The sequence below is a fragment of the Kitasatospora sp. NPDC057542 genome (assembly GCF_042801945.1).
GTDB lineage: Bacteria > Actinomycetota > Actinomycetes > Streptomycetales > Streptomycetaceae > Kitasatospora.
Genome location: NZ_JBHVFE010000124.1, coordinates 1 through 20,483, shown reverse-complemented (window position 1 = coordinate 20,483; position 20,483 = coordinate 1). Strand labels below are relative to the sequence as shown.

Annotated in this window: 20 protein-coding genes and 1 pseudogene; 15 read left to right on the top strand and 6 right to left on the bottom strand. The window is 74.4% G+C overall.

The window, feature by feature from the left end:
- The 4 genes and pseudogenes from ACFU7Y_RS17920 to ACFU7Y_RS17905 form a co-directional block, all read left to right on the top strand.
- A pseudogene (locus tag ACFU7Y_RS17920) lies at positions 1 to 557 on the top strand (hypothetical protein); the annotation flags it as partial.
- Between the two features lie 55 nt (positions 558 to 612).
- Positions 613 to 843 carry a hypothetical protein gene (locus ACFU7Y_RS17915; RefSeq protein ID WP_224284564.1) on the top strand — a complete coding sequence of 77 codons (231 nt, stop codon included), beginning with the start codon at positions 613 to 615 and terminating at the stop codon, positions 841 to 843.
- Positions 844 to 926: 83 nt separating this feature from the next.
- On the top strand, positions 927 to 1,217 hold the full coding sequence (locus ACFU7Y_RS17910; RefSeq protein ID WP_224284565.1) for a hypothetical protein: 291 nt from the start codon (positions 927 to 929) through the stop codon (positions 1,215 to 1,217).
- The gene (locus tag ACFU7Y_RS17905; RefSeq protein WP_380768709.1) at positions 1,214 to 1,819 is read left to right on the top strand and encodes a class I SAM-dependent methyltransferase; all 606 of its coding nucleotides are present in this window, start codon (positions 1,214 to 1,216) and stop codon (positions 1,817 to 1,819) included. The genes ACFU7Y_RS17910 and ACFU7Y_RS17905 overlap by 4 nt, the downstream gene beginning before the upstream one ends.
- Before the next feature lie 373 nt (positions 1,820 to 2,192).
- Here ACFU7Y_RS17905 and ACFU7Y_RS17900 read toward each other — a convergent pair whose 3' ends face one another.
- The 4 genes from ACFU7Y_RS17900 to ACFU7Y_RS17885 form a co-directional block, all read right to left on the bottom strand.
- On the bottom strand, positions 2,193 to 3,248 hold the full coding sequence (locus tag ACFU7Y_RS17900) for an SDR family oxidoreductase (protein WP_224284567.1): 1,056 nt from the start codon (positions 3,246 to 3,248) through the stop codon (positions 2,193 to 2,195).
- 87 nt (positions 3,249 to 3,335) lie between these two features.
- Complete coding sequence (locus tag ACFU7Y_RS17895; RefSeq protein ID WP_224284568.1) at positions 3,336 to 3,911, bottom strand: TetR/AcrR family transcriptional regulator; 576 nt, start codon at positions 3,909 to 3,911, stop codon at positions 3,336 to 3,338.
- 54 nt (positions 3,912 to 3,965) lie between these two features.
- Complete coding sequence (locus ACFU7Y_RS17890; RefSeq protein ID WP_380768707.1) at positions 3,966 to 4,589, bottom strand: histidine phosphatase family protein; 624 nt, start codon at positions 4,587 to 4,589, stop codon at positions 3,966 to 3,968.
- A gap of 111 nt (positions 4,590 to 4,700) precedes the next feature.
- Entirely contained in the window at positions 4,701 to 5,621 is a 921-nt protein-coding gene (locus ACFU7Y_RS17885) for an aldo/keto reductase (RefSeq protein WP_224284341.1), read from the bottom strand.
- Positions 5,622 to 5,695: 74 nt separating this feature from the next.
- Between ACFU7Y_RS17885 and ACFU7Y_RS17880 the strand changes: the two genes are divergently transcribed.
- The 5 genes from ACFU7Y_RS17880 to ACFU7Y_RS17860 all read left to right on the top strand — a co-directional run bounded on the left by ACFU7Y_RS17880 (position 5,696) and on the right by ACFU7Y_RS17860 (position 10,211).
- Entirely contained in the window at positions 5,696 to 6,685 is a 990-nt protein-coding gene (locus ACFU7Y_RS17880) for an ArsR/SmtB family transcription factor (RefSeq protein WP_380768705.1), read from the top strand.
- Between the two features lie 87 nt (positions 6,686 to 6,772).
- Entirely contained in the window at positions 6,773 to 7,675 is a 903-nt protein-coding gene (locus ACFU7Y_RS17875) for a glycerophosphodiester phosphodiesterase (protein ID WP_380768703.1), read from the top strand.
- Positions 7,676 to 7,685: 10 nt separating this feature from the next.
- Positions 7,686 to 8,078: a hypothetical protein gene (locus tag ACFU7Y_RS17870; RefSeq protein ID WP_380768701.1), complete on the top strand. Its 393-nt coding sequence runs from the start codon at positions 7,686 to 7,688 to the stop codon at positions 8,076 to 8,078.
- Between the two features lie 112 nt (positions 8,079 to 8,190).
- Positions 8,191 to 9,159, top strand: coding sequence for a D-2-hydroxyacid dehydrogenase family protein (locus ACFU7Y_RS17865; RefSeq protein ID WP_380768699.1), 969 nt, complete (start codon positions 8,191 to 8,193; stop codon positions 9,157 to 9,159).
- 41 nt (positions 9,160 to 9,200) lie between these two features.
- On the top strand, positions 9,201 to 10,211 hold the full coding sequence (locus ACFU7Y_RS17860) for a hypothetical protein (RefSeq protein WP_380768698.1): 1,011 nt from the start codon (positions 9,201 to 9,203) through the stop codon (positions 10,209 to 10,211).
- Positions 10,212 to 10,221: 10 nt separating this feature from the next.
- On the opposite strand, the gene ACFU7Y_RS17855 is transcribed toward ACFU7Y_RS17860, so the two are convergent.
- Positions 10,222 to 11,817 carry a M4 family metallopeptidase gene (locus ACFU7Y_RS17855; protein ID WP_224284451.1) on the bottom strand — a complete coding sequence of 532 codons (1,596 nt, stop codon included), beginning with the start codon at positions 11,815 to 11,817 and terminating at the stop codon, positions 10,222 to 10,224.
- Between the two features lie 159 nt (positions 11,818 to 11,976).
- On the opposite strand from ACFU7Y_RS17855, the gene ACFU7Y_RS17850 reads away from it, so the two are divergent.
- Positions 11,977 to 12,384: a GNAT family N-acetyltransferase gene (locus tag ACFU7Y_RS17850; RefSeq protein WP_224284450.1), complete on the top strand. Its 408-nt coding sequence runs from the start codon at positions 11,977 to 11,979 to the stop codon at positions 12,382 to 12,384.
- 23 nt (positions 12,385 to 12,407) lie between these two features.
- Positions 12,408 to 13,736 (top strand): hypothetical protein, encoded by a 1,329-nt coding sequence (locus ACFU7Y_RS17845; RefSeq protein WP_380768695.1) that lies wholly within the window; start codon positions 12,408 to 12,410, stop codon positions 13,734 to 13,736.
- Between the two features lie 7 nt (positions 13,737 to 13,743).
- Here ACFU7Y_RS17845 and ACFU7Y_RS17840 read toward each other — a convergent pair whose 3' ends face one another.
- Positions 13,744 to 15,834 (bottom strand): AMP-binding protein, encoded by a 2,091-nt coding sequence (locus ACFU7Y_RS17840; RefSeq protein ID WP_380768694.1) that lies wholly within the window; start codon positions 15,832 to 15,834, stop codon positions 13,744 to 13,746.
- Between the two features lie 204 nt (positions 15,835 to 16,038).
- Here ACFU7Y_RS17840 and ACFU7Y_RS17835 point away from each other — a divergent pair, with 204 nt between their 5' ends.
- The 4 genes from ACFU7Y_RS17835 to efeU all read left to right on the top strand — a co-directional run bounded on the left by ACFU7Y_RS17835 (position 16,039) and on the right by efeU (position 20,453).
- Positions 16,039 to 16,863: an ABC transporter ATP-binding protein gene (locus tag ACFU7Y_RS17835; RefSeq protein WP_380768692.1), complete on the top strand. Its 825-nt coding sequence runs from the start codon at positions 16,039 to 16,041 to the stop codon at positions 16,861 to 16,863.
- Between the two features lie 129 nt (positions 16,864 to 16,992).
- Positions 16,993 to 18,141: an iron uptake system protein EfeO gene (efeO, locus tag ACFU7Y_RS17830; protein ID WP_380768690.1), complete on the top strand. Its 1,149-nt coding sequence runs from the start codon at positions 16,993 to 16,995 to the stop codon at positions 18,139 to 18,141.
- Positions 18,142 to 18,258: 117 nt separating this feature from the next.
- Positions 18,259 to 19,560, top strand: a complete 1,302-nt coding sequence (gene efeB / locus ACFU7Y_RS17825) for an iron uptake transporter deferrochelatase/peroxidase subunit (RefSeq protein ID WP_380768688.1) — start codon at positions 18,259 to 18,261, stop codon at positions 19,558 to 19,560.
- A 47-nt stretch (positions 19,561 to 19,607) separates the two neighbouring features.
- On the top strand, positions 19,608 to 20,453 hold the full coding sequence (gene efeU / locus ACFU7Y_RS17820; protein WP_224284056.1) for an iron uptake transporter permease EfeU: 846 nt from the start codon (positions 19,608 to 19,610) through the stop codon (positions 20,451 to 20,453).
- Positions 20,454 to 20,483: the final 30 nt, after the last annotated feature.

Genomic DNA, 20,483 nt, shown 5'->3' with positions numbered 1-20,483 from the left:
CGCCCGACGGGCCGCGGGCCGGTGCGCCGGCGTGCGGGCTGTGCCCCGGCTTGGGGTGCGCGCTCGCCGAGGCGCGCTGGGCGTCGGCCGTCGGGCCGGTCCCGGCACCGGACGTGGTCGCCGCCGCGCCCGGCCTGCTCGCCCCCGCCGGGAGCGCCACCCCCGGGGTGGGCGGTGGCAGCGGGGACGGCGCGGGTGCGGTCGGCGACGGGGAGGCCGGAGGCGGCTGCGCTGCTGGCTCCGAGGCGGAGGGGGTGGCGTCCGGCACCGCCGCCACGCGGACCTCGTCACCCGACCCCGGCCCGCACATCGCCAGGACGGAGGCCAGCACGGCTCCCGTCCCGACCATCGTGGCCGTCCAGGCCTTGCGTGACAGACGCCTCGGCGCCGTGGCGGTGGACCACGGCGGTGGCGGATTCGCCGGGACCGGCGGCTGCCAGGCGTTCTGCGGCCACTGCCATGGCCCTCCGGTGGGCTGCGCAGTCATGTGCTCCTCCTTCCAGTGGCCCCCCTCGAACCTTTCCGTGCTCAACGAGCGCGCCGACGCCGGGACATGACCCGGAAGAGGGGTTTGGACGGGCGCTGATTGCCACCGCGCCACATGCTGGGGCCATGGAGACCAACAGCACGTCCAAGCCCCTGGTCGAGGTGGCCGAGTTCCGGACCGACAGCCGCTACCGCCTCGTCCACTTCGAGGGCCATGGCTGGGAGCCGCTCGCGCCGGAGGAGTTCGAGCCCCGTGTCCACCAGCTCTTCCCCGACCTCGACCCGCGCGACCCCCAGCGGGTCCACTGGGCCGACCGCCCCTGGGAATGGCCCGCCTGGCACCCCGGCGAGGCCTGAACCGGCTCGGTACGGCCTGAACCCCGGCTCGGTACGGCCTGAATCGGCTTGGTGCGGAGCGCCGGCTTCGTTACGCTGGGCGGGTGAGTGTGGATCACTTCTGCTGCCGTCGGCCGGGTCGGGCCGTGGACACCTGCGCGCCGGAGGAATTCGGCGAACTCGTGCCCCGCGACCGCGACATCCGGTACGACCGGCTCGCGGGCGGGGCGCTGCCGGGCGGCTCCATGCCGGTGCTACGCCCCGAGCAGGTCGCGACGGCCTCCGCCTTCCTGCGTGCCTCGGCGCTCGTCGTCCACGACCTGCGCGAGCTGCGGGTCTTCCTCGCGGCTGCGGCCGCGGCCGGCGACGCGGTGGCCGTCCGGGAGGCGCAGTGAACGCGCCGGCCGGCACCGCCGGGTACGGCGAGGCGGCGGAGCAACTCGCCGTGCAGTACGAGAGCGTGAGCTTCGCCGAGGTGCACCGGGAGCTGCATCACCTGTACCCGGCCCCACCCGCGTCCGTCCTCGACGTCGGCGCCGGCACCGGCCGTGACGCCGCCGCCCTCGCCGCTCTCGGCCACCGGGTGGTCGCCGCCGAGCCGACCCCCGAACTCCGCGCTGTCGGCGAACGGTTGCACGCCGGTTCGGGCGTGCGCTGGATCGCCGACGCGCTGCCCGGACTGCCGCTGCTCGCCGCCGAGGGCGAACGCTACGACCTCGTCCTGCTCACCGCCGTCTGGATGCACCTCGCCCCTGCCGAGCGCCCGCCCGCCATGGCCGCGCTCACCCGCCTCCTGGCCCCCGCCGGCCGGCTCGCCCTCACCCTCCGCCACGGTCCTGTCCCACCCGGCCGCCGGATGTTCGACCTCCCGCCCGAGCTCACCATCACCCTTGCCGAGGCCTGCGGCCTGCGGCTCCTCCACCGCGCCGTCCGCCCCGACCTGCACGGCCGCGACGGGGTGCACTGGACGGCGCTGCTCTTCGAGCGGGAGGCGTAGCCGCTCAGCCGCGGCCCTGCCGGACGGTCTCGATCGGGAGGGGCGGGCGGACGGCCCGCGTGCCGTCCGCTACCAGGCCCCGAGCCGTACCTGGTGGTTGCGTTCCTGCAGGACGCGCACTGCACGTTCAGCTCGACCATCGAGGCCATCGCACCCGCCACCCTGGTACGCGCCAGATCCTCGCCGGCGAAGTGGAACCGGAACGCCATCCGGCCTCGCCCGGCGTGTAACTGACGTGACGTCACATCATGCCCGTGGTGCCGGTGGATGTGCCGCGCCCCGCGGTGTGTGGTGGTGCCGGCCCGCGTCATCGCCGCCGTACTGCCGGTCGTCGGCGAGCGGCGGACCTGGCGGCCGGCGTTCCGTGCTGCCGTCACGGTGTGCCGAAGCCCTCCTCGACCAGGCGGGTGGCCCAGCGGGTCAGGGCCGGGGTGAGGGGCGGGTGGGTGAGGCCGGCGGTGCTGGTGAGGCGGTCGGCGGAGCTGGTGTCGTAGCGGTCCTCGGAGAGGAAGGTGAGGGTCTCCGGGTCGGCGCCGGTGAGGGCGCGGGGGAGGCGGCGGACCAGGGCGACGGGGATCCGGGCGCGGGGCGGGCGGACGCCGAGGTGGTGGGCGAGGAGGGTGATCAGGTCGGGGAGGCAGGGGGTGGCGGGGTCGAGGACGGTGTGGGCCGTGAGCGGGGCGCGGTCGTGCTCGGGGACGGCGGCGAGGAAGCGGGCCAGGTGGTCCACGGTGACGACGGGGAGGAAGGTGCGCCGGGTGCCGGGCAGCAGGGGGAGGCGGCCGCGGTGGAGCTGGTGGACGAGCTGGGCCAGGCCCAGGTACTGGCCGGCCTCACCGGTCTGCGAGTGGCCGATGACGCTGCTGGGGTTGACGGTGGTGAGCGGGACGCCGAGGCCGGGTGCGGTGACCCGGACGGCGGCGTCGCCGAGGTGCTTGGAGGCCTCGTACGCGCCGAGGCTGGTGTAGAGCGCGGCGGTCGCGGACGGGTCGAGGGGGTACCGCGGCTGCGGGTCGCGGCCGACGCGGTAGCCGGAGAGGTGGACCAGGCGGCGCAGCCGGGGCCGGGTGGCGGACCAGTGCAGGGTGTGCAGGGCGCCGTGGACGTTGGCGGGTTCGGCCTGGGCGCGGGTGAGGCCGAAGGCGTAGCGGGCGGCGAGGTTGTGGACGTCGCGGACCTCGGCGAGCCGGGCGTCGTCCTCGGGGGAGAGGCCGAGTCCGGGGCGGGTGAGGTCGGCGGTGACGGTGGTCAGCGCGGTGCCGTCCGTGCCGTGGTCGTGCAGCCACCGGCGCAGGGCGTTCGCGCGGCCGGTGTCGCGGACGGCGGCGGCCACCGGCTCGCCGCGGGTGAGGAGTTCGAGGACCAGCCAGCGGCCGAGGAAGCCGGTGGCGCCGAGGACGAGGATGCGGGGCGGTGGGACGGGGGCCATGGTGAACTCCAGGAATCCAGAATCAGTAGACCGGTCTGCATATTTTTCGGGCAGGCGGAGGCGCGGAACGCCCTGCCCGTGCGCCGCCTATCCGCGGCCGAGCAACTGCCGGACGGCGTGCCGGGCGTGGTCCAGCGGTTCGCGGCTGCGCCGGACGGAGGCGAGCAGGACGGCACCCTCCAGCAGGGCGAGCACCTGCCCGGCGGCGACCTCGGCCTCCGCCGGGCCGAAGCCCTCGCCCTCCAGGCGGCCGGCCAGGACCTGCTGCCAGCCGGCGTACAGCTCGGCGCAGACCGTCCGCAGGGTCTCGTTGGTGCCGGCCACCTCCAGGGCGACGGTGGCGATCGGGCAGCCGCTGGTGTAGCGGGATTGCTCCAGACGGTCGGCGAAGGCCTCGATCAGGCGCTCGGCGAGGGCGGTGGTGCCGGCTCCCTCGGCGGCCAGGCCGGCGAGCAGCGCCTCGACCTCCTGGCCGGCCTGGGTGAGGGCGGCGGCCACCAACTGGTCCTTGCCGCCGGGGAAGTGGAAGTAGAGCGAGCCGCGCGGGGCGCCGGTGGCGGCCACGATCCGGTTCAGGCCCGTCCCGAAGTAGCCCTGCGCCTCGATCAGTTCCCTGGTGCCGGCGATCAGCCGGGCCCGGGTCTCCTCGCCCTTGACTCCCATGCGGCGATAGTAGACCGGTCTGCATATTCCTGTCGACGGGCCCTCGATCCCTTGTCAGCAGCGGAGTTGGGGCGGGAACCCGGTCCAGCGCAGCTCCTCCGGCAGATGGCCCTGGTCCTTCAGCAGCAGCACGGCGGGCGGCCGGCCGGGTGTGTAGCGCAGGACGGTCAGCGCCGCGTTGGCGGCGTTGAGGCCGAGCCGGCGCCAGGCGGGGGCGTCCAGCGCGTGCCGGACCAGCCAGCCGATCAGGAAGGCGTGGGTGACGACCAGTTCGTGCCGCTCCTCGCCGCCCGGCACCGGCCCGGTGAACCGCTCGACGGCCCGCCGCGCCAGCACCTCACCGTCGGCCCGCTCCTGCGCCGTGGTGGACGAGAGGCGGTCCAGCACGAACGCGGCGCTGTCGCCGGGAAGTTCCTCCCGCGGGGGCACGTACGGCACGAAGTCCCCGGCCTCCTCGCACGGCTCCGGCCGCACGCCGGTCAGCTGCTCCGCGACCAGCCGTGCGGTCTCGGCGGCCCGGGGCAGCGGCCCGTGGTGCAGCACCGAGACCGGGCGGCCGGCCGGCCGACGGCCCAGCAGGGCGGCCTGGCGGCGGCCGGCCGCGGTGAGCCCGCTGCTCTCGGACGCGGCCTCGCCGTGGCGGGCCAGGTAGAGGAAGCGGGTGGCGCGATCGGTCATGCCCAGGGACTCCTCGCGGTGGACGAACGGTGGACGCACCGGTCGACGAAACGGTGGGCGGAGATCACGTCGTCCCGGAGCGACGCACCGCGGGCCGCGCCCGGTTCCGGCTCAGCCCGCGTGGGCCTCGTCCAGCAGCGCCAGCTCCTGCGCCGACAGCCGCAGTGCCCCGGCCGCGATGTTGTCCTCCAGGTGCGCCACGTCGCCGGTGCCCGGGATGGCCAGCACGTGCGGGCCGCGGTGCAGGGTCCAGGCCAGCCGCACCTGCGCGGTGCCCACCCCGCGCGCCTCGGCCACCGCCAGGACCTGGGCGGGCTCGGCCGCGCCGGCGCCGTCCTGCCGTCCGGCACCGGCGATCGCGTAGAAGGGGACGAAGGCGATGTCCTGCTCCCCGCAGATCCGCAGCAGCTCGTCCTGTTCCGGGGTGGCCCCGATGCCGTACGGGTTCTGCACGCAGACCACCGGTGCGATGGTCTGCGCCTCGGCGAGCTGGTGCGGGTGGACGTTGGACAGGCCCAGCTGCCGGATCAGCCCGGCCTGGCGCAGCTCGGCCAGCGCGCCGAAGCGTTCGGCGACCGAGTCGGTGCCGAGGATGCGCAGGTTCACCAGGTCGAGGTGGTCGCGGCCGAGCTGGCGCAGGTTCTGCTCCACCTGGGCGCGCAGCCGCTCGGGGGTGCGGGCGTGCTCGACCCACTCGCCGTCGATGCCGCGGCCGGGTCCGACCTTGGTGGCGATCACCAGGTCGTCGGCGTAGGGCGCGAGCGCCCGGTTGATCAGCTCGTTGGCGGAGCGCAGCGGGGAGAAGTAGAAGGCCGCGGTGTCGATGTGGTTCACGCCCAGCTCGACCGCGCGGCGCAGCACCCGCAGCGCCTGCTCGCGGTCGCGCGGGACGGCGTGCGGGACGAGCGCGGGGCCGGTCTGCGGCAGGCGCATCGTGCCGAAACCGATCCGGTGGACGGTGCGGTCGCCGAGCTTCCAGGTGCCGGAGGCGGCGGCGGTGATGGCGGTGGCTGTGGTGCTGTCGGAAGTCATGCCGATCATGATCGGCACTGCACTAGCCTGACCGCCAATGATTCGAACATGTCTGAATCCACGGGGGGTGGGGCGTGGCGGCCGAGCTGCTGTTCACGGCGGGTGACCTGGCACGGATGCGCTTCGCGGTCTCCCCGATGTGGGAGGTCGGCCCGAGCCTGCGCCTGCTGCGCTCGGGCCTCCCGCACGCCGTCCACCAGCCGTGGGCGGAGCAGGTGCGGCCCCGGCTCGCGGCGCTCGGCCCGGCGTACGGGCTGCTCGCGGAACTCGTCCCGCCCACCGGCTACGTGCCCGACTTCATCAACCCGGCCCCGGACGGGCCGGCCCCCACGCTGGCGCAGGAGCTGGCGGCGATCCGGGCCACCCCGGCCGAGCGGGTCCGCCGCGACCTCGACCGGCTGCGGGACGGCGACGGGCTCGGCCCCCGGCTGCGCGCCCTGTACGGGGATCCGGTGGGCGGGCTCGTTCGGCTCACCGAGGCGGTCGAGGCGTACTGGGAGCTCGCACTCGCCCCGTACTGGGCGCGGATCCGCGCCGTTCTGGACGCGGACGTGCTGCACCGCGCCCGCCAGGCGGCCGAGCACGGGGCGGCGCGGGTCCTGAACGACCTGCACGCCGAACTCCGTTGGACGGAGGGCACCCTGCGGCTGTGCCACCGCACCAGCCCGCTGCCGGGCCGGACGACCGGAGCGGGGCTGCTGCTGATCCCGTCCGTCTTCACCGGCCCGGCGCTCTACTCCCGCCTCGTTCCGCCGGATCCGCCGCAGCTCGCCTACCCGGCGCGCGGCATCGGCACCCTCTGGGCGGCAGCCCCGGCGGCCGGCACCGAGGCCCTGTCCGCCGTCCTCGGCCGGTCCCGCACCCGGCTGCTGGCGGAGCTGGCGGCCCCGGCGTCCACGACCGAGCTCGCCCGGCGCACCGGGCTCTCGTCCTCGGCGGTCTCCCAGTACCTGACGGCACTGCGGGACGCCCGTCTGGTCAGCGCCCACCGGGCCGGGCGGTCGGTGCTGTACGCGAGGACGGCGTCGGCGGAGGCGTTGCTGGCGCCGCTGGGGGAGGGGTGAGCACGCGTTCCCCCGACTACCGCAATGTCAGCCGGGCGCACCGGTGTCATCGGGCCGGATGCGCCGGCCGCCCGTACCGTGCGGGACATGACACCCAATCGGCACCCCCGGCACCACCGCCGCCATCGGACCGTCCTCGTCGCCGCACTGCTCGGGGCCGCCTTCGGCGCCGTCGCGCTCACCGGGGCACCCGTACAGCCGGCCGCCCCGACCTCCGGGGCCCGGCTCCGCCCGGCCGGTGCGCCGCCGACCGTGTACGGGCACCGCGGCGCCGCCTCCGCCGCGCCCGAGAACACCCTGGTGTCGGACGAGGTGGCTCGCCGGGCCGGCGCCGAGTGGATCGAGAACGACGTCCAGCCCAGCAAGGACGGCATCCCGTACGTGCTGCACGACGACACCGTGGACCGCACCACCGACGGCACCGGCCGGATCCGCGACCTGACCGCAGGGCAGCTGGACGCGCTGGACGCCGGCTCCTGGTTCGCCCCGGCTTACGCGGGCACCCGCCTGCCGACCCTCGCCGCCCAGCTGGAGGACCTGCGCACCCGCGGCGGCAGGCTGTTGCTGGAGATCAAGGGGCCGCACACCCGCGACGAGGTCGCCCGGATCGTCCGGGAGGTGCGCGACCACGGCATGGCCGACCGGGTCCTCGTCCAGAGCTTCGAGGTGGACGCCCTGCGCCACACCCGTGCGCTGGCGCCCGAAGTGCCGCTCGGGCTCCTGCGCGCCACCCTGGACACCGACCCGGTCGCCACCGCCCGCGACCTCGGCCTGGCCGCCTACAACCCCTCGGACGACGCGCTCTCCGCCCGTCCCGGCGTGGTCGGGGAGCTGCACGCCGCCGGCGTGGCCGTCAACGTCTGGACGGTCGACCAGCCCGCCCGCTGGAAGGCCCTCACGGCGGCGGGCGTCGACGGGATCGTCACCAACCGCCCGGCCGAGCTGGCCGGTTGGAACGCGGCCTGGTCGGCCTCGGGCGTCGGCGCCTAGGCTGCCCGGTGTGGAGATGGAGAACGCGGCAGGCGCTCAGCCGGTGGACGACCAGGCCGTGGCGGACCGGATCCGGAACCACTGCGGCCTGGTCCCCGAACCGCGGGGCTCGCTGACCGCCTTCGACGGACGCCTGGTCATCGACCCGGACACCCGGGTGGTCACCGTGGACGGCCGTGAGGTGCGGCTCAACCGTGCCGACGTCAAGCTGCTGCGCGGCCTGGTCGAGCTGGGCGAGGGTGTGCACGAGCCGTACTCGATCATGTGGAAGGTCTACAACGCACCGTGCCACCCCCATGAGCTGAGGTACCCGATGACGGTGCTGAGGGCGAAGCTCGGCGAGCCCACCTGGATCGTACGGACCGAGGAGGGCTACGGCCTGCGGCCCCCGGACCTGCCGTAGCCGGTCGGCGGCCGGGAGCCCGCTCCCCCTCCGCGGGCCGGTCCGACAGACCGGCGGCCGCCGATGGGACCCGCCGCGCCGGGTGGCGGGGGCGGTCTGGGAAGCTGCGGGCATGACGCTTCCGATCCTTCGCTGCGCCGTCCTGGACGACTTCCAGGGCGTCGCCACCAGCAGCGCCGACTGGTCCCCGGTGGCCGACCGGGTCGCGGTGACGGCCTTCCGCGAGCACTTCGGCTCGGAGGAGGAACTCGCCGCCGTCCTCGCCGAGTTCGACATCGTGGTCACCCTGCGCGAGCGGGTGCCCTTCCCGGCCTCGCTGTTCGCCCGGCTGCCGCGGCTCAGGCTGCTGATCGCCTCCGGGATGCGCAACGCGGCGATCGACCTCGCGGCCGCCGAGGCGCACGGGGTGACGGTCTGTGGCACCGCCAGCTCCGGCACCCCGCCGGTCGAGCTGACCTGGGCGCTGCTGCTCGGCCTGGCCCGCGGCATCGTCCAGGAGAGCACCGCGCTGCGCGAGGGCGGCCCCTGGCAGAGCACCGTCGGCGCCGACCTGCACGGCCGGACGCTGGGGCTGCTCGGCCTCGGCCGGATCGGCGGCCGGGTGGCCGAGGTCGGTCTGGCCTTCGGCATGGACGTGGTCGCCTGGAGCCGGAGCCTGACCGACGAGCGGGCCGCCGGGGCGGGCGTGCGGCGCGCGGCCACCAAGGAGGAGCTGCTCCGCGAGAGCGACTTCGTCTCGATCCACCTCGCGCTCAACGCGGGCACCCGGCGGCTGATCGGTGCCGCCGAGCTGGCGTTGATGAAGCCCGGGGCCTACCTGGTCAACACCTCCCGGGCGGCGATCGTCGACCAGGGTGCGCTGCTCGCCGCGCTCACCGGGGGCCGGATCGCGGGCGCAGCGGTGGACGTCTTCGACATCGAGCCGCTGCCCGCCGACCACCCGATGCGCACCGCGCCCCGGCTGCTGGCCACCCCGCACCTGGGGTACGTGTCGCAGGACAACTACCGGCGCTACTACGGGGAGGCGGTGGAGGACATCGCGGCCTTCCTGGCGGGCGAGCCGATCCGCCGACTGGGTTGACGCCTCCGGCGCTCGGGATGCCCGAGCCGCATACTGACGGCATGACGCGTGGAGACGGTGGCCGGGGCCCGGACCGACGCGGGCTGCTGCGGGCGGGTGCGGCGGCGCTGGTGCTGGGCGCGGCGGGCTGTACGGGCGGGGGCGGTTCGCAGGTGACGGGCACGAGCCCGGCCGCAACTGCCACCGGGACGCCCACACCGGCACCCACACCGACGCCCACCCCGCTGCCCCACCCGCCCCTCTGGCAGCCCGGCCCCGGCGAGATCCAGCCCGACGTCAAACGCCGTGCCGTCGAGCTGGTCGCCGCGCTCGGCGCCTGGCCGCCCGGCGGACAGGGCGCGGAGGCGGCCCGGGCCCGGGTGGCGGCGCTCGGCCTGCCGCCCGCGCTGGCGGACCGGGCGGGCCCGCTGGCCCCGGCGGCGGCCGAGGCGAGCCTGGAGGTGATCGTCGCCCAGTACGGCGGCATCCTCGCCGACTCGGCGAGCGTGCTGGTGGTCTGCCGTCAGTGGACGCGGGGCCCGGACGGTTCGGTGGCCGAGGGCGGCACCACGGTGGACGTCCGGCTCAGCCGGGCCGAACCACGCTGGGCCGTCACCGAGCTGCATCCGGGGGACGCCGGCCCGGCCGCCGCCTCGCCGCCGTCCGCGGTGGCCCGGGTGCTGGCCGAGCCCCGGATCGAGCTGCCGCCCGAGGCCGCCGCCGACCTGCGCAGCGGCACGGTGCACGACAGCGTGCTGGAGGCGATGCTGCGGCTGGCCGGCCCGTACACGCTGTCGGTGAGCGTGGTGCGGACCGGCCACCCGCTGGACGTCTTCGGGACGACCCGGCCCAGCGACCATCCGCTGGGCCGGGCCTTCGACGTCTGGCGCATCGACGGCCTGGCCGTGGTCGACCCGGGCACGCCCCGGCAGTTGATCGAGTCCTTCATGCGGGACGCGGCAGCCGCCGGTTCGTACAACGTGGGCGGTCCGGTGGCGCTCCCGGGCGTCGGCAACCGGTTCTTCACCGACGACACCCACCACGACCACTGCCACGTCGGGTTCGACCACTGACGGACGGGCGTCAGCTGACGTTGACCCCGCTCCAGGCCGCCGCGACCGCGTTGTACTCGGTGCTGCCGGCGCCGTACAGGTCGCGGGCCGCGTTCAGCGAGGCGGCGCGGGCGCCCTTGTAGTTGGTGGTGGAGGTCATGTAGACGGTCAGCGCGCGGTACCAGATCTTGGCGACCTTGTCACGGCCGATGCCGGTCACCGTGGAGCCGTTGCAGGTCGCGCTGTTGTAGGTGACGCCGTTGAGGGTCTTGCTGCCGCTGCCCTCGCTGGCCAGGTAGAACCAGTGGTTGCCGACGCCCGAGGAGTTGTGCACGTCGAGCTTGCCGACGCTGCTGCTCCAGCAGTCGGCCGAGCGGCCGTCCAACGAGGGCTTGTCGAAGCGGCGCAGCCACGGCGGGGTGGACTGGTCGCTGAACAGGTAGTCGCCGGTGTCGACGCTGTTGTTGGCGTAGAACTCGACCATGGTGCCGAAGATGTCGCTGGTGGACTCGTTGAGGCCGCCGGACTCGCCGCTGTAGCGCAGGTTGGCGGTGGCGCTGGTGACGCCGTGGGTCATCTCGTGGCCCATGGTGTCGAGGTCCACCTGCTCCGGGTCGGTGGTGCCGTCGCCGTCGCCGGTCATCATGCAGAAGCAGGTGTCGGACCACTGGGCGTTGTCCCAGTTCGTGCCGACGTGGACGAAGACGGTGGCGCCCTTGCCGTCGTTCTTGATGCCGCTGCGGCCGTGGACGTTCTTGTAGTAGTCGTACGTCCAGGCGGTGTTGGCGTGGGCGTCGACGGCGGCGGTGGAACGGTCGGAGGAGAACTTCTTCCCGTCGCCCCAGACGTTGGTGGTGCTGTTGAACGGGGTGCCGGAGGAGGCCTTGAGCGAGCTCGCGGAGAGGTTGTTGGCGTCCTTGGTGACGTGGCCGCGGACCGGGTCGGTCAGGGTGTAGCCGCCGCCGGTCTTGGCGGTGGTGTCGATGGTGACCGTGCCGGTGTACTCGGAGTTCCCGGTGCCGGACGCCTGGTGCTCGGCGTCGTAGGACTCGATCTGCTCGCCGGTGGTGGCGTCGGTGACGACCACCTTGCCCGCGGGCTGGCCGTGCTCGCCGGTGCCCTCGACGGTGGTGCGCCAGGCCAGCCGGGGCGTGCCGTCGGCGGCCCAGACGACCAGCTCGGGGGTGCTGACGGCGTCCTTGACGCCCGGGGCGGCGGCCAGCGCGCCGGCCGCGCCGGACTGCGCGGTCACCTTCGGGACGGTCGACCTCACGGCGGCGTCGTGGGCGGCCGCGCGGGAGGAGTCCTTGAGCTTGCCCTTGGCGTCCTGGTGGACGACCAGGTCGCCGCCGACCACCGGCAGGCCCTGGAAGGTGCGGTCGAAGCGGACGTGCGAGGCGCCGTCGGCGTCCAGCACGACGTCCTTGAGCACGAGGTCCTGACCGGCGCCGAAGCCGAACACCCCCGCGTTGCGGGCGACGTTGGCGCGGGCCTGGGATATCGCGGCCTCGCGCGTGCCGGTGGCGGCGGAGGCCGTGGCGGCCGGAACGGTGGCGCCGGCGAGGGCAGCGACGATCGCGACGGCTCCGGCCACGCGGGCACGGCGGGAGAGGGGCGTGGGGGTCACTCTGACTCCAGTGGGGGTAGCTGTGCAGGGAAAGGAGCTGCGACAGAGATTGACGGCGGTCAGTCAGGTTCAGCTAGAGGAAAGGTCATAACTTTGCCAAGTCGTGTCCTTGGGTCATCAAAAATGATCGAAAGTTAACAGGGGCTCTACAGTGCGGTCGTGACGATCGACTACCAGTGGCGCGGCCCGCTCGCCGACCCCGAACTCGACGCCCTGCACGCCGAGGGCTTCGGCCACCCCGCGGGCGACCTCGTCGGCGAGTGGCTCGCTCGGCTGGAGCGGCACAGCCTCGGCTGGGTGACCGCCCGCCGCACGGCCGACGGCGCCCTGGTCGGCTTCGTCAACCTGGCCTGGGACGGCGGCGCCCACGCCTTCCTGCTCGACACCGTGGTCGCCCCGGACGCCCAGCGGCAGGGCATCGCCACCCGCCTGGTCGCCGAGGCCGCCGACGGCGCCCGCGCGGCCGGCTGTGCCTGGCTGCACGTGGACTTCGAGCCGCACCTGCGCCCCTTCTACCTCGACGCCTGCGGCCTGCGTCCCACCGCTGCGGGGCTGTTGGCACTCTGAGGCAGGCTCTAGGCTCCCGACCCATGGACGGATGGGTGGGGGCCTGGACCGGCGGCCGGGCGGCGGTCCACGTGGGCGACGTGGCGGACTTCAACGCGCAGTTCTTCGCCCCCGGCATGGACGCGGCGCAGCACCTGCGGCGGCTGCGGCACGCACACCACTACGCCTGCCTGGCCGCCTGCTACAGCCCCGAACCGGCGCTGCTGGTGCTGCCCGCCGAGGTCGCGCCGGAGTGGACCGACTGGCTGGCCCGGGAGCTGGAGTGGGGCCCGGTCGAGGTGCACAGCGGTGTGGCGCCGGACCGGACGGTGGCCGAGGCCCTCGCCGACCGCCCCGCCCTGGCGGCACGGATCGCGGACTCCGGGCGACCGGTGGTGGGCTGGGGCCGGACGGCCGCGCAGGGCGAAGGGCCGGAGCTCACCGCCGTGCGCCGCTACGAGTCCAAGGCCGCCGCGCACGACCTGTTCACCGACCTCGCCCCCGAGCACCCCGGCATCCGCCCGACACACCAGGAGCGCCCCGGCAGCCGGCGCCGGGCGGCCCGTCGGCTGACCGCCCGCGCCGCCCGGGGGCTGACCACGGTGCTGAAGAGCCCGTACGGCGTCGGCGGTTACGGCACCGTCGTGGTGGAGCCTGCCGAGCTGTTCGCAGCGGGCGGCGGTGGGGCGCTGCTGCGCCGCCTGGTGCGCGCGGAAGTCCTGCCAGGTGAAGGCGTGTTGCTGCTGGAGGAGCACGTGGACCCGGGCCCGGGCGCCCGGCTTCGCGATCTCACCTACGACGCCCTGGTCGGCTCGGACGGCACCGTCCACCCGGTCGGCGCGGGTGCCATGGACGTGGCCGGCACCCGCTACCAGGGCGTCACCGTCGGCCCCGGCACGGTGCCGCAGGAGGCCGCCGCCACCGCCTGCCGGTTCGCCCTCGCGGTGGGGGAGCGGCTCGCCGCCGAGGGCTACCGCGGCTGGTACGACGTCGACTTCGTCACCGACCGGGAGCGCCGGCTCGCCCCCACCGAGATCAACCTGCGGCTCACCGGCCCGGCCGTCGCCTTCGTCCTCGCCGCCCGCCTCGACCAGGTACGCGGCCAGGGCCACCTGGTGCGCACCCTGGACGGGATGCCGCTCGGTGCCCGGCTCGCCCCGGCGGCGCTGCACGACCACCTGGAACGGCTGCGGCCGCGCTGCGCCCGGCTCGGCGTCACCCTGCTGCCACTGATCCCGACGGCCTGCCACGAGCCGGAGCCCACCGTCGGCCTGGCCCTGGCCGGGCCGGACGCCGAGGCGCTGGACGCGGCCGAGGCGCTGGTCGCCGCCGCGAACCACGGGCTGGCCGGGATGTTCGAAGCGCTCCGGTGAGCGGCCGTCACCCCTTTCCGGCCGGCGGACGCCAGAGCACGAAGCGGACCAGCACCAGCGCCGCGAGCATCAGCGGGACGTTGAACGCGAACACCAGCGCAGCCTCGCGCGGCCAGTCGGTGGCCTTGGTGAGCCGGTAGAGGTTGTCCTGCGGCCACCAGTTGACCAGCAGCCAGGTGATCGACAGATGGGCCGGCAGTGAGAGCCGGCGCGGCCTGCCCAGCCGCAGGACGGCCTCGAAGCCGCTGGTGAGGTAGACGATCCCGGCGCCGAAGGCGAGGTTCTCGCACAGGTAGAGCAGCCGGAACAGGGCGTTGTACGGGGCGGGGACGCCGGTGACGTCGGTCGAGCCGGGGAAGAGCACATCGGTCGTAGCCCAGGCTCCCCCGGCGAACACCAGGACGCAGAAGACCGCCGCACAGCCGTTCACGAAGCGCGAGTCCCCGGAACGTCCGCCCCCGGCCTTGCCGCCGCCCTTGCCGCCGCTGCGGCCGCCCGCCTTGGCGGAGCGCGGGGCGGTGTGCTCCGGCGGGGCCGGCAGCGGCAGCGCCGCGCGGTCCAGCTTGCCCGCCCGAGTACGCGGCAGCTCCGGCACCGGGACGACGGCGGCGGGCACCGCCCGGCCTTCGAGCTCCGTCCTCAGGTACTGCGAGAGCGACCAGCCGTCCGCTCCCTCGGCGTCCGGAGAGGTCACCGCGTAGCCGACCAGCAGCCGCTCCCCGGGCGTCGGCTCCACCTCGACGACCGCCGCCTCCCGGACCGCCGGGTGGCCGCGCAGCGCGCCCTCGGCCAGCGCAGCGGCCCGCACCCGCGCCAGCGCCGTGGTCGCCCGCTCCGCGCCGAGCGGGCCGACCACGCTCGCCGCCCGGGCCGTGAACTCCAGTACGCCGTCCGCCCGCAGCCTCCCGAGGTCGCCGGTCAGCAGCACCCGCCCGTCCGGGTCGAAGTCCGCCGGGACGAAGCGGCGCGCGGTCTCCTCGGGCCGGTTCAGGTAGCCGCGGGCCAGCCCGGCGCCGCCGATCGCGATCTCGCCGAGCCGCCCGTGTTGCAGCGGCGTGCTGTCAGGCCCCAGCACGTACACCCGGGTGCCGGGGAAGGGCCGGCCGACCAGCGAGACCCGTTCGGCGCCGTCGGCGGCGGCCGCGCCCCGGGCGTCGAACCAGGTGCTGTCCACGGTGGCCTCGGCCAGGCCGTAGACGTTCAGCACCCTGGTCCGCTCGCCGAGCAGCCGCTGCAGGCCCGACTGCTCGTCCAGGTACCACTTCTCGGCGCCGACGGTGAGCAGCCGCACCCCGGGCAGCCCGCTGCCGGTCCGTGCCAGGAGCGTGGTCAGCCGGCGCGCGGTGCGGACGTTCAGTTCCAGGACGGTGATCCGCTCGGCCGCGACCAGGGCGGGCAGCGCGCCGAGGTCGGCGGTGCGGTCCAGGGTGAGGTTGAACGGGGTGACGACCAGGGTGGCGCCGGTGCCGAGGGCCCGGACCCAGTCGGCAGTGAAGACGTCGAACTCCAGGCTCGCGGTCTGCAGGATCCGGTCCTCGGCGGTGAGCCCGTACACCTCGCGCCAGCCCTCGTACGCGGCCAGCAGGTTGCGGTGCTCGATCAGCGCGCCGGTGGGCAGGCCGGTGGAGCCGGAGGTGTAGAAGACACAGGCGAGGTCGGTGGTGGAGACCTCGGGCGGCTCGAACGGTGTCTTCGCGGGGTCGGCCGTGTCGACGCAGACCAGCCGCGCCCCGCCGGCGTCCGCCAGCCGCACCCGGTGGCGCTCCTCGGTCACCACCATGTCCGGCGCGGCGTCCGCCAGCACGTGCCGCAGCAGCGGGTCCGGCGCGGTGGGCTCCAGCGGAACGAACGCCGCGCCCGACTTCAGCACGGCCAGCAACGCCACGTACACCTCGGTGCCCCGGCCCAGCGCGACCGCCGCCCGGCCGCCAGGGGCCAGGCCCCGCTCCGCCAGCACGGCGGCCAGCCGCGTGGCCCGCGCGTCCAGCTCCCGGTAGCTCAGCTCGTGGTCGCCGCAGCGCACGGCCGCCGCCCCCGGCGCCCGGTGAGCCTGCCGCTCGACCAGCCCGTGCAGGGTGCCGGCCCGCTCCTCGGTCATCCTCGTCCCCCCTCGTCCCCTCGGAGGCACGATCCTCCTCCCAACTCCCGCCGGGCAACAGGGTTCTGGCGCGTCCACGCCTCGGACGGCCCGGCCGGCCACCGGAGGCCGGCTGTACTCTGCACGCGGACGGACGGCGCCGGCCCGTCCGGTGCGGCGCCCCGTCCGCACCCTGCCCGGCGCCGCGATCGGAGTCCCGCTGCCATGAACTCGTCCGCCCCCGACCTCGCCGGGCCGCTGCTGCGCACCCGGGACGTGGACGTCGTGCGCGACGGCCGCCACCTGCTGCGCGGGATCACCCTGGAGATCCGGCCCGGAGAGCACTGGGCGCTGCTCGGCCCGAACGGCGCGGGCAAGTCCACCCTGCTCGCGCTGCTCGGTGCGGTCTCCCACCCCACCCGCGGCGAGGTGGACGTGCTCGGCCGCCGGCTCGGCCGGGTGGACATCCGCGAGCTGCGCGCCCACCTCGGGCACGTCAACCCGCGCCACCCGCTGCGTTCGCCGCTGACCGTGCGCGAGGTGGTGCTCACCGGGCACACCAACACCATCGAGCCGGAGTTCCACCGCAAGCCGGCCCCGGAGGCGCTGGAGCGGGCCGAGCAGCTGATCGAGACGCTCGGCATGCGGGCGATGGCCGAGGCCGCATGGACCACGCTGTCCCAGGGCGAGCGCGGCCGGGCGCTGATCGCCCGCGCGCTGATGCCCAGCCCCCGGCTGCTGCTGCTCGACGAGCCGGCCACCGGGCTCGACCTGACCGCCCGGGAACTGCTGCTGGACAGCCTGGACCTGCTGCGCCACCAGTACCCGGAGCTGGCCAGCGTGCTGGTCACCCACCACCTGGAGGAGCTGCCGGAGAGCACCACCCACGCCCTGCTGCTGCGCGGGGGCGAGTGCGTCGCGGCCGGGCCGGTGGGCGAGGTGATGACCACGGAGCTGATCAGCGAGACCTTCGGCCACCCGATCCGGATCAGCCGTCACGAGGGCCGCTGGACGGCCCGGGCCGCCGCCCGCCGCACACCGGGAAGGTAACGGTTCAGGGGGTGGGTGTAGACGGAAAACCTTCTTTACGTAAGGTATGCCTTAGCTAATGATGGTCTGCTGGTCCCCAGCCGGCCACACTGCCTCGGCACACCCATGCCCTTTTCCGTTGGAGCCCGCATGTCCGCCCGCCGCCGTTCCACCGCAGCCGCGCTGCTCACCCTCGCCGTGGCGACCGCAACCCTGGCCGGCTGCGCGTCCAAGAAGGACGACAAGGCGGCCTCCGCCGACGCGGTCAAGGTGAACGCGACCGACAGCGCCTGCGAGGTCTCCAAGACCAGCTTCCCGGCCGGCCACGTCGTGCTGGACATCAGCAACAAGGGCTCCAAGACCACCGAGGTCTACGTCTACGGCGACGGTGACAAGATCATCACCGAGCGTGAGAACATCGGCCCCGGCACCAAGACCAGCATCAACGCCGAGATCAAGGCCGGCTCGTACGAGATCGCCTGCAAGCCGGGCATGGTCGGCAACGGCATCCGCCAGAAGATCACCGTCACCGGCGAGGGCGGCAGCGCCGCGCCGGCCGACCCGCGCCTGGCCGCCGCCGTCGACGCCTACCGCACGTACGCCCAGGAGCAGGCCGACGCCACCATCCCGGCCGTCGAGGCCTTCGCCGCCGCGATCAAGGCGGACGACCTGGAGAAGGCCAAGTCGCTGTACGCGCCCTCGCGCACCGGCTGGGAGCGCACCGAGCCGGTCGCCGAGAGCTTCGGCGACGTCGACCCGAAGACCGACACCCGCGAGGACAAGCTGGAGCCGGGCCAGGCGTGGACCGGCTGGCACAAGCTGGAGAAGTCGCTCTGGGTCGACGCGAAGATCGGCGACGACGAGAAGAAGCTCGCCGACCAGCTGGTCGCCGACCTCAAGGACTGGCAGAAGAAGATCCCCGAGGCCGAGATCACCGGGACCAGCATGGCCAACGGCGCCAAGGAGCTGCTGGACGAGGTCGCCACCAACAAGATCACCGGTGAGGAGGAGCGCTACAGCCACACCGACCTGGCCGACTTCCAGGCCAACGTCGAGGGCGCGCAGAAGGCCTACGAGCTGCTGAAGCCGGTCGCCTCCGAGAAGGACGCGGAGCTGGCCAAGACGCTGGACTCCGAGTTCGCCGCCATCAACACCCTGCTGGCCAAGTACAAGCAGGCCGACGGCACCTTCACCTCCTACGACAAGGTCACCGAGGCCGAGCGCAAGACCTTCTCCGACGCGGTCAACTCGCTGAGCGAGCCGCTGTCGAAGCTGGCCGCCGCCGTGGTCGTCAAGTAACCGGCCACGCACACCCGGAGTACCACCCCCACCGACGCCGTGGCGGCCCGCGATCCGGGCGCCACGGCCTCCGTGGGCCAGCGCACAATCCAGCACAGCAGAAGGGCCCGCCCGCAGATGGACGCGGAGAACGAGCAGCAGAACGGGACGCCGGCCGCCGCCGACGCCGGCGAGACCAGGGGCGCGGTCAGCCGGCGCGCCGTCATCGGCTGGGCCGGTGCGGGCGTCGCACTCGGCGCCGCGGCCGTCGGCTCGGTCGCCGCGGCGACCCGGCAGGACGACGTCGTCCCGGTGGCCGCCCCGGTCGGTGCCGAGGTGCCGTTCTACGGCGAGCACCAGGCGGGCATCTCCACCCCGGTCCAGGACCGGCTGCACTTCGCCGCCTTCGACGTCTCCGAGAAGGCCACCCGGGAGTCCCTGGTCAAGCTGCTCAAGGAGTGGACCAAGGCGGCCGCCGCGATGACCGGCGGCCGCGAGGTCGGCACCGGCGCGGTGCCCGGTTCGCCGGAGGCGCCGCCGGACGACACCGGCGAGGCCCTCGGCCTGCCCGCCTCCCGGCTCACCCTGACCATAGGCTTCGGCCCGAGCCTGTTCGAGAAGGACGGCGTGGACCGCTTCGGCCTCCAGGCCAAGCGCCCCGAGGCCCTGATCGACCTGCCGAACTTCAAGGGCGACAAGCTCGACCCGACCCGCAGCGGCGGCGACCTCTGCGTCCAGGCCTGCGCCGACGACCCGCAGGTCGCCGTGCACGCGATCCGCAACCTGGCCCGGATCGGCATGGGCACCGTCAACATCCGCTGGTCGCAGCTCGGTTTCGGCAAGACCTCCTCGACCACCCCGGACGAGCAGACCCCTCGCAACCTGATGGGGTTCAAGGACGGCACCCACAACATCGCGGGCACCGACACCGCCAAGCTGGCCGACCACGTCTGGGCCGCCCCCGGCGACGGCCCGGAGTGGATGACCGGCGGATCCTACCTGGTCGCCCGGCGGATCCGGATGCACATCGAGACCTGGGACCGCGCCTCGCTCAAGGACCAGGAGGACACCTTCGGCCGCACCAAGGGCGAGGGCGCCCCGTACGGCAAGGGCAAGGAGCACGACGCGCCGGACCTCAAGGCGATGCCCGCGACCTCGCACGTCGCGCTCGCCCACCCGGACGCCAACAGCGGCCTGATGATCCTGCGCCGAGGCTTCTCCTTCACCGACGGCACCGACGGCCTCGGCCGCCTGGACGCGGGGCTGTTCTTCCTCGCCTACCAGCGCGACACCCGCAAGGCCTTCGTCCCGCTCCAGCAGAAGCTCGCGGCGAGCGACAAGCTCAACGAGTACATCCAGCACGTCGGCTCCGCCCACTTCGCCTGCCCGGCGGGCGTGCGCAAGCCGGGGGAGTGGTGGGGCCAGGCCCTGTTCGGCTGACCCGCTCGCAACCCCCTCGTACCACCTCTACACCCCCAGGAGCCCGCGTGTTCGGCAACTACCTGATCGGCCTGCGCGAAGGTCTCGAAGCCAGCCTGGTCGTCTGCATCCTGATCGCCTACCTGGTCAAGACCGACCGCAAGGACAAGCTGCCGCCGGTGTGGATCGGCGTCGGCTCGGCCGTGGCGCTCTCCATGGCCTTCGGCGCGGTGCTGCAGTTCGGCTCCTCGCAGCTCACCTTCGAGGCCCAGGAGGCGCTCGGCGGCTCGCTGTCGATCATCTCGGTCGGCCTGGTGACCTGGATGGTGTTCTGGATGCGGCGCACCGCCCGGCACCTGAAGTCCGAGCTGCACGGCAAGCTGGACGCGGCGATCGCGATGGGCACCGCGGCCCTGGTGGTCACCTCCTTCCTGGCCGTCGGCCGTGAGGGCCTGGAGACGTCCCTGTTCATCTGGACCGCGGTCCAGGCCACCGGCGACGGCTGGAACCCGCTGGTCGGCGCCGCGCTCGGCCTGCTCACCTCGGTGGTGCTCGGCTGGCTGTTCTACCGCGGCGCACTGAAGATCAACCTGGCCAAGTTCTTCACCTGGACCGGCGCGATGCTGGTCGTGGTCGCGGCCGGGGTGCTCGCGTACGGCGTGCACGACCTCCAGGAGGCCGGCTGGCTGCCCGGCCTGCACAGCGTGGCCTTCGACATCTCCAGCACCATCCCCAAGGACAGCTGGTACGGCACCCTGCTGAAGGGCGTGTTCAACTTCCAGCCGGACCCGACGGTGCTCCAGCTGGTGGTCTGGCTGCTCTACCTGCTGCCCACGCTGGCCGTGTTCTTCAACCTCTTCGGCGGCGGCAAGGCCAAGCCCGCCCAGCCGGTGGCCGCCAAGTCGGCCGCCTGATCCGGCGCTTCGGCACCGCGACCGCCCCGC